A 14,641-nucleotide genomic window follows, 5' to 3' on the forward strand; every position below is an offset into this window, starting at 1 on the left:
GGGTTCCCAAATTAACGCTGATGATTATTCGCGATGCCGCCGCTTCAGATGAAATGCCGTGGCGCCAGCTTTGGGCAGGCTACACCGACTTCTATAATGTGAAGATCGCCGATGCGGTGACGAACCAGACGTGGCGACGAATCCTTGATCCATCATCGGCAATGTTTGCGCGTCTGGCGGAGGATAATGGTGCCGTCATTGGCTTCAGCATCAGCGTCCTGCACGCCGGGACTTGGTCGATTGATCCGATCTGCTATCTCGAAGACCTGTTCGTCGCGCCGGGTCACCGCCGAAGAGGCACCGGACGACGGCTGATCCAGGACTTGATCGATACCGCTCACACCAAGGGGTGGTCGCGTCTCTACTGGCATACGCATGGCGAAAATCCCGCGCGTCATCTTTACGAGCAGTTCGCCGGCGCGGATGGCTTCGTGCGCTATCGGCTCATCTTCACATAAGCCAAAAGAGCCCCCCCCTCACCGACCGGCCGCCGCCCGTTTATGGAGCGGCGGCTTCGCGATGGCGAGAGCGCTTGGATCGCGGACGTCAGGTCATGCGGCGGAGCACATTTGCGCGAGGTCGGTCTCGACAGTCCCAATCGGGCGTATGGCGAATTTATCGACGAGGATCTGCAGGACCGTCGGGGTGACGAAGGCCGGCAGCTTGGGACCGAGGCGAATGTTGGTAACGCCGAGATGGAGCAGTGCCAGCAGCACGGCAACCGCCTTCTGCTCGTACCAGGAAATGACCAGCTCGAGCGGCAGATCGTTGACGCCGACTCCAAAGGCCTCGGCCAGTGCCTGTGCAACCCGGATCGCCGAGAAGGCGTCGTTGCACTGGCCCATGTCGAGAAGCCGTGGCAGGCCCGCGACCTCGCCAAGGTCCAGCCCGGTGACGCGGAACTTCCCGCAACCGAGGGTCAGCACGATCCAGTCCGGCGGCAGCGCCTCGGCCAACTCGGTATAATAGTTGCGGCCGACCTCAGCGCCGTCGCATCCGCCGATGAGGACGAAGCGACCGATTTTGCCATCACGCACTGCGGAAATCACCGTATCGGCAACCGACAGGACTGCGCCGTGGCCGAAGCCGGTCAGGTGCGTGCGTGCGTCCGAGGCTTGCGCGAAACCATCCGCCGTCTGGGCTGCATTGATGACCGCGGAAAAGTCGCGATCGGCGATGTGGGGAACACCCGGCCAGGCGACGACGCCGCTGGTAAAGATGCGGTCGCGATAGGACGGCTGCGGCGCCTGAATGCAGTTGGTGGTCATCAGGATGGCGCCGGGGAAGTCTGCGAACTCGTTCTTTTGTCGCATCCAGGCGCCGCCGTAGTGTCCAGCCAGGTGAGGGAAACGCTTCAATTCAGGATAGCCGTGCGCGGGCAGCATCTCGCCGTGGGTATAAACGTTGATACCGGTGCCGGCGGTCTGTTCCAGCAGCGCCTCGAGATCGCGCAGATCGTGACCGGAGACGAGGATCGCCTTGCCGGGAACGTGGCCCATGCGTACCGGCGTCGGCTTTGGCTGGCCGTAGGCGCCGGTGTTCGCCTGATCAAGCAGCTCCAGGGTGCGCAAAGCCGTCTCGCCGCAGCGTAAGGTGAGCGTCAGCAGCGCATTGGGATCGGTTTCCGGCCGCGCGATCGCATCGAGCGCCTCATAAAGGAAAGCATAGATCACCGGGTCCTCACGCCCAAGGATGCGGGCGTGCGCTGCGTAGGCGGCGATGCCTTTGAGCCCATAGGTGATCAGTTCGTGCAGCCCGGTAACATCGGCACCAAGCTCCTGGGTTCGTTCGGCGACACCGGTTGCTCGCGCCTGCGTCAACAGTCCCGCCCGGTCCTTTGCCGGCGCCCAAGCCGCAGGACCGCCTAGAGATTCGGCCGTCTTTCCGCCGATGGCGCAGGCTTGGCGATAAAGCGCCGCCGCCCGGTCGATGATCTCGCCCGCGCGGCGCAAAACCTCCTCGAGCCGCTGGGGATCAAAATTGACGTTGGTTACCGTGGTGAATAGCGCATCGAGAATAAATTCGTCGATTGCGGCATCGCGGGCGCCGAGTTTACCTGCACGGTGGGCGTACATGGCGATGCCCTTGCAGCTATGGATCAGCAGATCCTGTAAGGCTGCCGTTTCGTCGTCTTTTCCGCACACGCCGACAGCGGTGCAACCGGAACCGTGGGCGGTCTGCTCACACTGATAGCAAAACATTTGAAAGCCTCCTGAAATGATCCGGATCTATCGTGGGCTGCGTCAGCCACGCCAGCCGGCTGCCCTGGCATAATCCAAAGTGACGGAGTCCATGGTATTGCGGTGATTGACGAACCAATTCGGCCCGGTGGTCTCGGCGAAGGCACGGATCGGTCCGGTCTCGCCGCGGGCAATGCTATCCTTGAGGTCTGTCAGTATCCCCAGGACGCGCTGGTGTTCGCCGGCGTGGCAATCGCGTGCCGGGAAATGGCATGCGTCCATGATCGCTTCCTCACGGGCGAAGTGCTCGCGCATGTGCTGCGCGAACGCGTCGAACAGCGTGGCTAATCCGTCGTCCGCCGCCGCTGCCATGTCGGCCATTTGCTCGACCGAAACCCGATGATCCTCGTCGATGACCGGCACGCCCAGCGCCAGCGAATCGCTCCACGTCAATCCCATTTTTGTTGTCTCCCGTCAGGGTGCGCTAAGTGATAGCAGGGCGGCAGAACGGATGACTTGACCCAGGTCAACTGACCTGCGGGTCGTGTGGGGAGGCGAGGATGGGCGTCGAACAAGCAGGGCCGCTACGACTGAGCGAGCGTGATACCGCCGTGATGCGGGCAGCCGCACTGTTTCGCGGACTTGGCAATGATGCCTTGCACACGTTACTGACGGGAGCGTGGGTGCGTAACCTCGATCCGGGCGGGATTCTGTTTCTCCAGGGCGAAGCTGCGGATAGGTTCTTTCTCCTGCTGGATGGTTGGATCAAGCTTTACCGGCTCAGCGCCGACGGCAGTGAGACCATCGTTACCATCGTCGCGCCAGGCGAAACATTCGCCGATGCCGCCAGCTTCGGCAGCGGCGCCTATCCGGTGTGTGCCGAGGCGGTTACGCCCGCCCGGGCGCTGGGGCTTTCGTTGGTAGTGATCCGTTCCAGCATTCAGGACAATCCCGACATCGCGTTCGCCATGCTGGGTTCGCTGTCCTTCCGCCTGCGTCATCTCGTCGAGCAGATCGAGCAGTTGCAGATGAAGTCGGCGGCGCAGCGGCTGGCGGCGTTTCTTCTGCGCCTTTGCCCCCAAGGTGGTCCCCAGGCGCCCGGCGGGTGTGCCTTATCGCTGCCGCTGCCGAAGGCACTCATCGCCCGCCGGCTCGGCATGAGACCAGAAACGTTCTCGCGCGCGATGCTGTCCTTACGCAAGGTTGGGGTGATTCAACAAGGCGCGACGGTCGAAATTTCCGAAATCGTCACCCTGCGGGCATTTATCGGCAGCGAGCGAGACGGGCCGTGTGCATGACGCTCCGGGCTCAGCCGGCGAGTAGGTGAGGGGAATCTGCCTTGCACTAAACAGGTATTTATAGTACACGAATATAAGTAGATCCGCACACTGTTTGACTTTACTTTGGCGGCGTGCGCGTCGATGAGGGCGACGCCGCGTTCGCGTAAGGGGCTTCGATCATGAAAATCGCCGTAACCAGCCAGAACTTCCGCACGGTGACGGGACATGCCGGCCGTGCTCGCCGCTTCCTGGTCTACGACGTGCAGCCCGACACGCACCCCGTTGAAGTCGCGCGGCTGGACCTGCCCAAGGAACTGGCCATCCACGATTTCGACGGCGATGGGCCGCACCCGATCGATGGTATCGATGTCATTTTGACCGAAGGATTTGGCGACGGCTTCGCTCGACGCATCGCCAGGCGGGGGATCACCGCCGTTGTAACAACCAGGTCCGATCCGATCGAGGCCGTAAGCGCCTATCTCGCCGGAGAGCGAGTGGATGGGACCGCTCCAGCGGCGTCGGCATGCACCTGTGGCGACGCGAATGGCCATGATCATCAGCACGACCACCATCACTGAGCGGGCATTCGAACGTCCACTGGTTGTAAATGGACTGGAGAAGCTTTGGAGTCGCGTGTGCTCGGGCAAATCCAGCGTGGCGCGAACTTGGCGCTGCGCCGCCGGGTTCGCGCGGAGGTGTTTGCTTACGGATCAATTCAACGGGGGGGGGGCCGCGATGAATAACCGGACCGATATTGGCGCCGTCGAAAGCCTTACGATTGACGTTCTGAGTGAAACCGGCTGGTTCGACGACGCCCGCTTCAAGGCGGACATGGCTGCTTTCGGTGGCTCGGAGCAATCCCAGTATCACATCGCCTGGGATGCCGAAAATGCCGGCGGATACGCTGCTCTCCTAACCATAACCTTGCTCGATGGCGATCAGCGCAAGATTCTCCTCGATACCGGCTGGAGCACCTCTTGGATGGATGAGGCGTTTGCCCGGCGAAGTGTCGATACCATGCTCGAGCGTGGGGAAATCGACTTCATGGTGCTGTCTCACTGGCATCTTGATCATTTCTGGGGGATCGAATCCACTTTAAAACACAACCCTAAATTGAAAATCTACGCGCCCGCGACGTGGCAGTCACAGGATCGGGCGCTGCTGCGGGAGAAAGGCGAAATTCGGGTTGACGATCGCGACGGCCGAGCCGTCAGCATCTGCAGGAATACGATTGCGCATGAAGGCGATCTTGTTCTTACCGAAGAACGTGGTGAGGACGGCAGCGGTCTCTACCCGTTGCTCCCCGGCGTCGCACTCCACATGTTCGATGCCTCGATGCTGCTGCGGGTGACGGGCGAGAACGTTCTCTACGTCAATGTCGCCGACAAAGGGATCGTAACCGTAACCGGCTGCGGGCATCCCGGTATCATGAAGCTGCTTGGCTTTGCGCGGGAGCGCCTCGTTGCGCCGGGTCTCTATGGCTGCTATGGCGGGCTGCATCTGAGTATCTTCGATACCTGGAAGCCGGAGTTCGACCAAATCATCGACGAGATCAAAGCCCTCGGTATGGAGAAGATGGGCTGCAATCACTGTACGGGGTGGATGTGGGCAGAGACGGCGGCAACGCACGGCGTGCCGATCATCAGCGGAACCGACGCCTATCTCGGATACTCGAAGCAATCTGCGCAGGCGAAGAAAAGCCATGCGTTCCTTGGCAACGGCGATCGCGTCACCTTCTGACACCGGGGGGAATCCTGGTCGTTTGGCTCAATGACAAGGCCGCGGGCGCGAAGGAAACGGATCTGATCTGGCGGGCGCGCTGTGACCGGCCGAGGGCTCATCGCTGGGGCTTGCGGGCGTTGAACGATGCGACTCGCGCATCGCGCTCGGCGGCGAAGTCGTAGCCGAAGACCGCGGCTACGTCGCGGGGCGGCACGGCGGCGCCACAGCGAATGCAGACCGGTGCCGCGTCGACCTCGCCGCCGCACTCCCGATGCACCAGCCGAACCGCCGGTTCGCCGGCGGGATCGAGGTTGCCCCAGCGTAAGCCCCAACTGCGCAGCGCGAGGACGATCGCATGCAGATCGCGCCCCTTTGCCGTCAACCGATAGTCGTAACGCGGCGGATGCTGTTGGTAGAGGCGCCGTTCGATTACGCCATCGCTTTCGAGGCGCTTGAGCCGGTTCGACAAGAGGTGCGGCGAGGCACCGGTCTGCGCCTGAAACGCATCGAACCGGCGCGTGCCCAAGAATAACTCGCGAATGATCAGCAGCGTCCAGCGATCGCCAAGCACCGCCAGCGACCGGGCGATCGGACAGACGCTCTCGCTAATGTCATCCCAGGCCATATCGCACCTCACACTGCAATCCTACCGCAACGTCGGCGCAGGCGTGCGCGCAACCTGAACGGCGTTGCGGTGCGATGCGGCGTTTTTATTGACTTCAAAAAATGAAGTTATATGATGACGGGCGATGTCACAAGCATCGGAGACGAGGCATGCGCGCGGACGAGCCACTAGGCATCGATACCCTGTCTTCTCATGACAAGATGGAGAACGCGCGCCCCGATGCCGGATTGTTTCTCGACGACCTGCGTGTGGGTCAGCGCTTTGTCAGCGGCACGGTCACTCTCGACGAATCGATGATCCGCACCTTCGCTGCCGCCTTCGACCCGCAGCCGTTTCACCTGGATGATGCGGCGGCGAAAGCGAGCCTGTTCGGCGGCCTTGCCGCCAGCGGCTGGCACACGGCCGCGCTGACGATGCGCCTGCTCGTCGACGGGGGCGTGCCGCTCGCCGGCGGCATCATCGGCGCGCGTGGGGAGATCGCCTGGCCGCGACCTACCCGGCCGGGCGATGTGCTGAGCGTCGAGACCGAGGTGTTGGCGATAACGCCGTCGTCCTCCCGGTCCGATCGAGGAACGGCGATTATGCGCAGCGAGACGCGCAATCATCACGGCGAGGTGGTGCAGAGCTTTACGATGACGCTCGTCGTGCCGCGGCGCCCGTCACCGGCGGCGTCGTGATCGCGGGCTCTTCAGGGTTGGAGCTTGAAGGTGTCATTGCAAGGATCGCCAATCGGCGGTGCAAACCGGCGCGCTGGATCGCCTCATCCGAGCGTGTCTTGCGGATGGAGCCGGGCCCAGCGTATATCGTTGGTATGAAAAAACGCCAACACCGCTCCCGGCCCGGTCCGGCCACCGCGCCCTCGCTGCCAAGGATGCTCGGCGAGATGGCGCTTGCCTCTGTCGAGACCATCGCCCGGCGGACCCGCATGATTGCCGATGGCACCTGTTCTCCGACGGAATATCGGCGGATGGTGGCCGAAAAGGCTCAGGCAGCCCAGGATTCGGCCGGTGTTCTCGCGCGCTTGCGGATCGAAAATATCGCCAGCGGCAGGGGGGCCGCAAAAACACTACGCGCCATCCTTGATCCGTGGCACAGCCGCGTGACCGCCAACGCCAGGCGCCTGCGCAAGACCTGACCCTCGTTCGACGAAAGCCCAGGCCGTCGCTGGCTATGGCCTGGCTCAGGCTTGAATGTTCTGGGCGAAGGGCAGGGATCGGACCCGTTGGCCGGTCGCGGCAGCGACGGCGTTGGCCACTGCCGGTCCGATCGGCGGCACGCCGGGTTCCCCAGCACCGGTTGGCGACTCCGATGAAGCCACAATGTGCACTTCGACCGCCGGCATGTCCTCGATCCGCAAGGGCAGATAAGCGTCGAAATTTCCCTGCTCGACACGACCGGCGGCAAGATCGATCTGTTCGCGCAGGATCGCGCCAAGGCCGAAGCCGATGCCGCCTTCCATCTGCGCCCGCACTTGATCGGGGTTGATGGCGATGCCGCAATCGACGGCGCAGACAACCCGCTCGACTTTGACGTGACCCTTGCCGTCGACCGAAACGTCGGCGATTTCCGCCACCGTCGTATCGAACGAGCGATGCAGCGCGATGCCACGACCGTGACCGGCCGCCGCTGGGGTTGCCGATGGGACGCCCCAGCCGGCCTTCGCCGCCGCGAGATCGAGCACGGCGCGGTGACGGGGGTTGTCCTTGAGCAACGCGCGACGCAGCGCCAGAGGGTCCCGCCCGCTGGCGCTCGCGACCTCGTCGATCATCGTCTCGACAACGTAGGCCGTATGGGTATGACCGACCGAGCGCCACCACAGGACCGGTACGCCGACTTTGGTGTTGGTCACTTCGACGCGCAGGTCCGGGATCGCGTAGGGCAGGTTCGAGGCTCCTTCCACCGAGGTGAGGTCGACGCCGTCCTTGATCATGACCTTTTCGAACGGGGTGCCGGCGAGGATCGATTGTCCGACGATACGATGGTGCCACCCGGCGATCTCGCCCCCAGCGGTCAGCCCGACGCGGACCTTGTGGACCATCATCGGCCGGTAGCGGCCGGCGCGCATGTCGTTCTCGCGGGTCCACACCAGCTTGACCGGCGCCCGGAACCCGATGGCTTTCGCCGTTTCCACCGCTTCGACGATGACGTCCGCGTCCGGGACCGCCCGCCGGCCAAAACCGCCGCCCGTCTTCATTACCCGCAATCGCACGTGATCGACCGGCACCCCGGCGATGCGCGCCGCTACCGCCTGATAGAGATCGGGCATCTGATGGCCGCCCCAGACGTCCAGCATATCGCCCGAACGCGCCACGACCGCCGCCAGCGGCTCGAGCGCCGCATGCGCGAGATAGGGAAAGTCGTAGGTTGCCTCGATGATCCGGGCGGCGCCGGCGAGAGCGCGTTGCGCATCACCCCGCTCGGCGGCGAGATGATCGCCCGGGCGCTCGGCAATCTCGTGGTAGGCCGCGAGCAGGTCGGCCGAGCCGCGCTGTTCCGCCGTGCTCTCATCCCAGTCGATCAGCAGCGCGTCCCGTCCTCTCAGCGCCGCCCAGGTGTCCTCGGCGAGGACGACAACGCCGCGGGAAGTTGTGACGACGTCAACGACGCCCGCCACCGCCTTCGCCGCCGCGGGATCGAATGACTTGAGCCGGGCGCCGAACAGCGGCGGATGGGTGATCGTTGCGGTCAGCATACCGGGAAGGCGGATATCGATGGTGTACACCTCGTGGCCGCCGGCTTTATCGGCGGAATCGAAGCGGCGCAGGCTCTCGGAGCCGATCAGCGTCCAGTCGGAGGCCGGCTTCAATCGCAGGTCCGCCGGAACCGGTTGCAACGCGGCTGCCGCGGCGAGATCGCCCAGACGGGCGCTACGCCCCGATGCGTGCGCCAGAACACCCTTCTCGATGCGGATCTCATGGGCGGGCACGCTCCATGTCTCGGCCGCTGCGGCGGTCAGCATCGTTCGCGCCGCCGCGCCAGCCAGGCGATAACGCTCGAACGACGAGCGCATGGCTGACGAACCGCCGGTGCCCTGCACCTTTCCGCCCCATGCGAGGTTTCCGTATAGCGCCGGATTGCCCGAGGCACCCTCGACGCGGATCTGCTGCCAGTCGGCGCCCAGTTCTTCGGCGACCAAGGTGGCAATGCCGTTGTAGCAGCCCTGACCCATGTCCATGTGGGCGGCGAGAACCGTGATCGAATTGTCGGGCGCGATGCGCAGGTAGGCGGCAAACGGGCTGGGCGTCGTCGCATCGGCGGCGCTGGCGCGCGCGCCGGGAAACACGAAACCGAGGGTGAGGCCGGCGCCGGCGGCGGCCGACGCAAGGAGGAACTGCCGGCGGCTCGGCCGCGGGTCTGTCGATTCGGTTGATGCGAATGCGATCATCGCGCGTCTCCCTATCCCAACTGATCCGCGGCGGCATGCACGCCGGCGCGGATGCGCTGATAGGTGGCGCAGCGGCAGAGATGGCGGGTCATCGCGGCATCAATCTCGGCATCGCCGGGCTGCGGGTTGCTCCTCAGCAGCGCCACCGCCGCCATGACCTGTCCCGGCTGGCAGTAGCCGCACTGCGGGACGTCGAGCCTCGCCCAGGCGGACTTCACCGCTTCCGCCTCGGGTCCGCTCACACCCTCAATTGTGGTAATATGCATGCCCTCCGCCGCCGAAACCGGCGTCTGGCAGGACGGCACAGGCTCACCGTCGAGGTGAACGACGCAGGCGCCGCACTCGGCGATGCCGCAGCCATATTTGGTTCCCGTCAGTCCGAGCTTGTCGCGCAGGGCCCAGAGCAGCGGCATCTCCGGATCTGCGTCGATTTGATGGACGGTCCCGTTGATATCCAGTGTGACCATCACGTGCCTTCCCCGGTGAAGTATTCCTGTCCTGCGACACAAGTGGCGTGAGCGGGCGCAGATGCCAAGGAGGATGCCGGGCGAGATGGCATTTCGATTTGAACGCAAGCAGCGGAGTGCCACAGGCACCCGCGCATGAGACAGTACTGCCGACGACAAGCATGATCGAAGGAGGCGGCGATGAAGGCCGACGTAACGTGCGCAAAGACACACGATGGGCCGGCGGAGCATGATCCGCGTTGGGCGGCGGTGGTTTCGCGCGATCCGTCGGCGGACGGTACGTTCTGCTATTCGGTCAGCACCACCGGGGTATATTGCCGCCCTTCGTGCGCCGCCCGCCGCGCCAACCCGAGGAACGTTCGCTTCCATGCGTGCCCGGCCGATGCCGAGGCGGCGGGCTTTCGTCCCTGCAAACGCTGCACGCCCGACCAGCCACCGTTGGCGGCGCGCTGGGCGGCGGTCGTCGCAAATGCGTGCCGGGCGATCGAAAACGCCGAGGAGCCGGTGACGCTGTCCGGCCTTGCGGACGCCGCCGGTCTCAGTCCCTGGCACTTTCATCGCGTCTTCAAGGCCATGACCGGCCTGACGCCGAGAGGCTATGCGCGGGCGCATCGCAGCCGATCGGTACGCAATCAACTGACAGGGAGCAACACCGTGACCGAGGCCATCTATCAGTCCGGGTTCGGCTCGAACAGCCGCTTCTATGAAACCTCCGAGGCGGTGCTGGGCATGACGCCTGGGGCATTCCGGCTGGGTGGCGACGGCGAGGAAATCCGCTTCGCCGTCGGCGATTGCTCGCTGGGTGTTGTTCTTGTTGCCGGCACCGCGAAGGGCATCTGCGCCATTTTTCTCGGCGACGACCCCGATGCCCTGCTGCGTGATCTGCGCCGCCGCTTTTCCCGGGCGCGTATCCTCGCCGGTGACGGCGACTTCCAGGCCCTCGTCGCTGCCGTGATCGCTCTCGTCGAGGCGCCCGGCACCGGCCTTAGTCTGCCTCTTGACGTACGTGGCACCGTTTTCCAGCAACGGGTGTGGGAGACTCTGCGGACCATTCCCTGCGGATCGACCGCGAGCTACACCGAGATCGCCCAACGCCTCGGAACACCCAAATCGGCGCGGGCGGTGGCGCAAGCCTGCGCGGCCAATCCCGTGGCGGTGGCGATTCCATGTCACCGGGTGGTCCGCAGCGACGAAAGCCTTGCAGGTTACCGGTGGGGCGTCGAGCGCAAGTGCGCCCTGCTCGAGCGCGAGAGCGCGTCGGCATCGGTGAGCAAGGGCGGGCGCGACGGGACGGGTGAAGGGCCGGGCATAGAGGCGGACCTGACATGAGCGGGATCGCCCGCGTCACTGGCGCGGCCGGCACCGACGGGGCATGCCGGATCGGTGCGCTGGACTGGGAGAGCGTGTGTTCGGCGCTGGACGCCGAGGGTTGGGCGCGCGTCGAAGCACTCCTGACGGCGGAGGAATGCAGAGCGATCGCTGATCTTTACGAGCACGGCCAGCACTTCCGCAGCCAGGTGGTGATGGCGCGCCACGGGTTCGGTCAGGGTGAGTACAAATATTTCTCCTACCCATTACCGGCGATCGTGGCAACGCTGAGAGAGTCGATCTATCCTCAACTGGTGCCGGTCGCCAACCGATGGAACGAGCGGATGGGTCTCGCTCAGCGTTATCCCGAAAATCTTGCGGCAATGCTTGATCGTTGCCATCAGGCCGGGCAGTCGCGACCGACACCCCTGCTGCTGCGCTACCGAGCGGGCGATTACAACTGCCTGCACCAGGACCTTTACGGTGAGCATATCTTTTTGCTGCAGGTGGCGATCTTGCTGTCGACGCCGGACAGCGACTTTACCGGCGGCGAGTTCGTGCTTACCGAGCAGCGCCCGCGTGCCCAGTCGCGCGTCAGCGTTGTCTCGCTCAATCGCGGGGACGCGGTTGTCTTCGCCGTGCACCATCGTCCGACCCGAGGTCGCAGGGGCGAGCACCGGGTGGTCATGCGCCATGGTGTCAGCACCGTGCGCTCCGGACAGCGCCTCGCGTGCGGGCTGATCTTCCATGACGCTGCCTGACGTACTCGATATGCGCGGGCCGATGCACGGCCACTGACGTCATGGCTGATCTGTTCACTGACGCATCGTACCACGCGCCTGCTCGCCGCGTTTCGCTAGCCGAGGGCGCGGTGCTGCTCGGTGGCTTCGCCCGGCCGGACGAACGGGCGCTGCTGGATGCGGTCGCGGCGGTGGCGGCGGCGGCACCCTTGCGCCACATGGTCACACCCGGCGGATACCGCATGTCGGTCGCGATGACCAACTGCGGCGCTGCCGGCTGGATCACCGATCGCGCTGGCTACCGCTACGAAATGATCGATCCGGACAGCGGCCGAACGTGGCCGGCGATGCCGCAGGCATTCACCGATCTCGCTCGGCGTGCCGCCGCCGCCGCCGGTTTTGACGACTTCGCTGCGGATGCCTGCCTGATCAATCGCTATGAGCCGGGCGCCAAGCTCTCGCTGCACCAGGACCGCAACGAGCGGGACCGAAGCGCGCCAATTGTCTCGGTCTCACTGGGGCTGGGCGTCGTTTTCCTCTTCGGTGGGCCTCGCCGCTCGCAACGGCCGCAACGCATCCCACTCGCCCACGGCGACGTCGTCGTCTGGGGAGGCCCGGCGCGCATGGCCTTCCACGGCGTTCTGCCGCTGGCCGACGGCGAGCATCCGCTGGTCGGCCGCGCCCGGATCAACCTGACGTTCCGGCGGGCCTTGTGATTGAAATCGGGCACGAAGCATTCGTGGTTCTTTTGCGAGAGATGCCTCTGGTTCACCCAAACACAGGGCGTTTCGACCCATTCGCGCGCGAGGACGGCGGAAAGGCGATATTTTTACGGTGATTCAGTGACTTAACAGCGATATGATCGCCGCCGTTCCCGACGATGCCGGGCGTGGTCAAGCATCCGCAAAAGAGGTAAATCCCGCATGCTGCTCTTTCTTCTCCTCGCTGCCGCGATTGCTTTCATCATCTTCGCGACGGCACGACTCAAGCTTCACCCCTTTCTTGCCTTGCTGATCGCGGCGTTCGGCTTCGGAATCCTTTCCGGAATGCCCCTCGCCGACGTAGTCAAGTCAGTCAACGATGGATTCGGTGGAACCATCGGTTATATCGGCATCGTCATCCTTGCCGGCGCCATCATCGGCGCGTTCCTCGAGCAGTCCGGCGGCGCTTTCCGGCTGGCCGAAAGCGTCCTCAAGATCACGGGACGCAAGAACGTCCCCGGGGCGATGTCGATCATGGGATATATCGTATCCATCCCGGTGTTCTGCGATTCGGGGTTCATCTTGTTGTCGCCGTTGAACAAGGCACTGTGCCGGCGCGCCGGGATCAGCATCGCCGCGAGCGCGATCGCCCTGTCGCTCGGGCTCTATGCCACCCACACCATGGTGCCGCCGACCCCCGGGCCGATCGCCGCCGCCGGCATCATCAAGGCGGACATCGGGCTTGTCATCCTCTGGGGGATGTTCGTCGCCGCGATCGCCTGCATCGGCGGCTGGCTGTTCGCCGTCACCGTCGCCCGGCGCGTTGAGATTGCGCCCGACAAGCCCGGCGAGGCGCCGCCGCCGCTGCCGGCCATGGAGGACAGCCCCTCTGCGTTTACCTCGCTGATGCCGATCCTCATCCCCATTCTGCTGATCGTGCTGCGCTCGATTGCCGAATTTCCGACCAAGCCGCTCGGCGAAGGTGTGGTCTTGAAAGTGCTCGGCTTTGCCGGCCAGCCGGTGGTCGCGCTGCTGCTCGGTGTTGCTCTTGCCCTGCTGCTGCCGAAGAAGCTCGAACGGGCGATGCTCTCGGACAAGGGTTTGGTCGGCAAGGCGATCCTTGACGCCGCAATCATCATCATCATCACCGGCGCCGGCGGGGCGTTCGGCAAGGTGTTGCAGAATTCGGGCATCGCCGCCGTCGTCGGTAACACCCTGACCCATACGCCTCTCGGCGTTCTGTTGCCATTGGTCGTTGCAGCGGGAATCAAGACCGCTCAGGGCTCTTCGACGGTTGCGATCATCACCACGGCCGGCCTGATGGCGCCTTTGCTGACGCCGCTCGGCCTCGACGGCGAAACGGCGAAAGCGCTGGTCGTGGTTGCGATCGGCGCCGGAGCGATGGTGGTCTCGCACGCCAACGACAGCTTCTTCTGGGTCGTCACCCAGTTTTCCAACATGAGCCCGGAGCAGGGATACAAGCTGCAGACTCTGGGCACGCTGGTCCAGGGAACGATCGCCGGAGCGGCGGTCTGGGTCATTTCCGCCGTGGTGCTATAGCCAGCGTGCTCTCGCCCGCTGCTGTGGCCGGGATAGGATCGTCCCGGCCGTAGCAGCGGCTCGCCTCCGCGCGCCAGATCCGAGACTCCCCTTATTTTTAATCCATTCGCGTCGGCTACGGTGTTGCGCACCACGTCGGCGAGCCGGGAACGCGGGCGGTGCCGGCGAGGAAGACGTGCCCGGCAGCGTCGGCGGCGATGCTGTCATGCCATAACCCTCGAATAGGACGGCTCTCGTCCGGGCGTAGAGCGCCGCACGCCGGGCGGCGGGCGCGATCCCGGTGTGGCCGCCTCATAAATACAATCCCGGTTTGCAAAATCTGCAATCGTCCAGCCAATGTCGCCGCGCTCACAGACGGCGGTTCGCGGTGGCGCCACGATGCTCGGCAGGACGGAGGTCAGCGGGGGAGCGCCCGCTCGCTTGGCGAAAACGTCAATCGGCACTTGCGTCTGCGAGGGGGGCGGGCATGGGAAAAAAGAGCGCATCGCCGATGGTGCCGGCCCTTTTCGCCAGCGGCGCGTTCTGCCGAAAACGTGGCCGCATGGGCGCCCGCCGATCCGCCATTTCCCAGGTGCACGCGCGCAAGCAGCGCATCGGCGCCCGCGCCTTTATGAAACGCGAACGCCTCCTGGCTAGTGCCCGGGCGGTTCTCGGGCACCTCATCACCGCATCC

General features: G+C 64.6%; 16 protein-coding genes. 10 read left to right on the plus strand and 6 right to left on the minus strand.

Translation table 11 applies throughout. The annotated features are described in order from the left end of the window. The first annotated feature begins 20 nt into the window (after window positions 1–20). Complete coding sequence (locus IPK66_08620; protein ID MBK8175299.1) at window positions 21–458, plus strand: GNAT family N-acetyltransferase; 438 nt, start codon at window positions 21–23, stop codon at window positions 456–458. 93 nt (window positions 459–551) lie between these two features. Here IPK66_08620 and hcp read toward each other — a convergent pair whose 3' ends face one another. Both hcp and IPK66_08630 read right to left on the minus strand, forming a co-directional pair. Next, entirely contained in the window at window positions 552–2,201 is a 1,650-nt protein-coding gene (gene hcp / locus IPK66_08625) for a hydroxylamine reductase (protein MBK8175300.1), read from the minus strand. Between the two features lie 42 nt (window positions 2,202–2,243). Continuing rightward, a complete protein-coding gene (locus IPK66_08630) occupies window positions 2,244–2,639 on the minus strand; it encodes a hemerythrin domain-containing protein (GenBank protein MBK8175301.1) in 396 nt (131 codons plus the stop codon). Window positions 2,640–2,740: 101 nt separating this feature from the next. Between IPK66_08630 and IPK66_08635 the strand changes: the two genes are divergently transcribed. From IPK66_08635 to IPK66_08645, 3 genes are all read left to right on the plus strand, one after another. Next, the gene (locus IPK66_08635; GenBank protein ID MBK8175302.1) at window positions 2,741–3,478 is read left to right on the plus strand and encodes a Crp/Fnr family transcriptional regulator; all 738 of its coding nucleotides are present in this window, start codon (window positions 2,741–2,743) and stop codon (window positions 3,476–3,478) included. 161 nt (window positions 3,479–3,639) lie between these two features. Next, window positions 3,640–4,038: a nitrogen fixation protein gene (locus tag IPK66_08640; protein ID MBK8175303.1), complete on the plus strand. Its 399-nt coding sequence runs from the start codon at window positions 3,640–3,642 to the stop codon at window positions 4,036–4,038. Then, entirely contained in the window at window positions 4,004–5,200 is a 1,197-nt protein-coding gene (locus IPK66_08645; protein MBK8175304.1) for an MBL fold metallo-hydrolase, read from the plus strand. The genes IPK66_08640 and IPK66_08645 overlap by 35 nt, the downstream gene beginning before the upstream one ends. 97 nt (window positions 5,201–5,297) lie before the next feature. Here IPK66_08645 and IPK66_08650 read toward each other — a convergent pair whose 3' ends face one another. Beyond that, window positions 5,298–5,807, minus strand: a complete 510-nt coding sequence (locus IPK66_08650) for a helix-turn-helix transcriptional regulator (protein MBK8175305.1) — start codon at window positions 5,805–5,807, stop codon at window positions 5,298–5,300. A gap of 200 nt (window positions 5,808–6,007) precedes the next feature. Here IPK66_08650 and IPK66_08655 point away from each other — a divergent pair, with 200 nt between their 5' ends. Both IPK66_08655 and IPK66_08660 read left to right on the plus strand, forming a co-directional pair. Then, entirely contained in the window at window positions 6,008–6,484 is a 477-nt protein-coding gene (locus IPK66_08655; GenBank protein ID MBK8175306.1) for a MaoC family dehydratase, read from the plus strand. 206 nt (window positions 6,485–6,690) lie between these two features. Further along, window positions 6,691–6,942 (plus strand): hypothetical protein, encoded by a 252-nt coding sequence (locus tag IPK66_08660; protein MBK8175307.1) that lies wholly within the window; start codon window positions 6,691–6,693, stop codon window positions 6,940–6,942. A 45-nt stretch (window positions 6,943–6,987) separates the two neighbouring features. Here IPK66_08660 and IPK66_08665 read toward each other — a convergent pair whose 3' ends face one another. Both IPK66_08665 and IPK66_08670 read right to left on the minus strand, forming a co-directional pair. After that, window positions 6,988–9,192: a xanthine dehydrogenase family protein molybdopterin-binding subunit gene (locus IPK66_08665; GenBank protein MBK8175308.1), complete on the minus strand. Its 2,205-nt coding sequence runs from the start codon at window positions 9,190–9,192 to the stop codon at window positions 6,988–6,990. An 11-nt stretch (window positions 9,193–9,203) separates the two neighbouring features. After that, window positions 9,204–9,659, minus strand: coding sequence for a (2Fe-2S)-binding protein (locus IPK66_08670; protein MBK8175309.1), 456 nt, complete (start codon window positions 9,657–9,659; stop codon window positions 9,204–9,206). Window positions 9,660–9,839: 180 nt separating this feature from the next. On the opposite strand from IPK66_08670, the gene ada reads away from it, so the two are divergent. The 4 genes from ada to IPK66_08690 all read left to right on the plus strand — a co-directional run bounded on the left by ada (window position 9,840) and on the right by IPK66_08690 (window position 13,968). Continuing rightward, window positions 9,840–10,988, plus strand: a complete 1,149-nt coding sequence (gene ada, locus IPK66_08675; GenBank protein MBK8175310.1) for a bifunctional DNA-binding transcriptional regulator/O6-methylguanine-DNA methyltransferase Ada — start codon at window positions 9,840–9,842, stop codon at window positions 10,986–10,988. Then, entirely contained in the window at window positions 10,985–11,728 is a 744-nt protein-coding gene (locus tag IPK66_08680; protein ID MBK8175311.1) for a 2OG-Fe(II) oxygenase, read from the plus strand. Before ada ends, IPK66_08680 begins: the two co-directional genes overlap by 4 nt. A gap of 41 nt (window positions 11,729–11,769) precedes the next feature. Continuing rightward, window positions 11,770–12,423 carry a DNA oxidative demethylase AlkB gene (gene alkB, locus IPK66_08685; GenBank protein ID MBK8175312.1) on the plus strand — a complete coding sequence of 218 codons (654 nt, stop codon included), beginning with the start codon at window positions 11,770–11,772 and terminating at the stop codon, window positions 12,421–12,423. A 207-nt stretch (window positions 12,424–12,630) separates the two neighbouring features. Then, the gene (locus tag IPK66_08690) at window positions 12,631–13,968 is read left to right on the plus strand and encodes a GntP family permease (protein MBK8175313.1); all 1,338 of its coding nucleotides are present in this window, start codon (window positions 12,631–12,633) and stop codon (window positions 13,966–13,968) included. Between the two features lie 115 nt (window positions 13,969–14,083). On the opposite strand, the gene IPK66_08695 is transcribed toward IPK66_08690, so the two are convergent. Further along, on the minus strand, window positions 14,084–14,263 hold the full coding sequence (locus IPK66_08695) for a hypothetical protein (GenBank protein ID MBK8175314.1): 180 nt from the start codon (window positions 14,261–14,263) through the stop codon (window positions 14,084–14,086). Window positions 14,264–14,641: the final 378 nt, after the last annotated feature.

This window comes from Rhodospirillales bacterium (assembly GCA_016712595.1).
Taxonomy (GTDB): domain Bacteria; phylum Pseudomonadota; class Alphaproteobacteria; order Rhodospirillales; family Defluviicoccaceae; genus Defluviicoccus.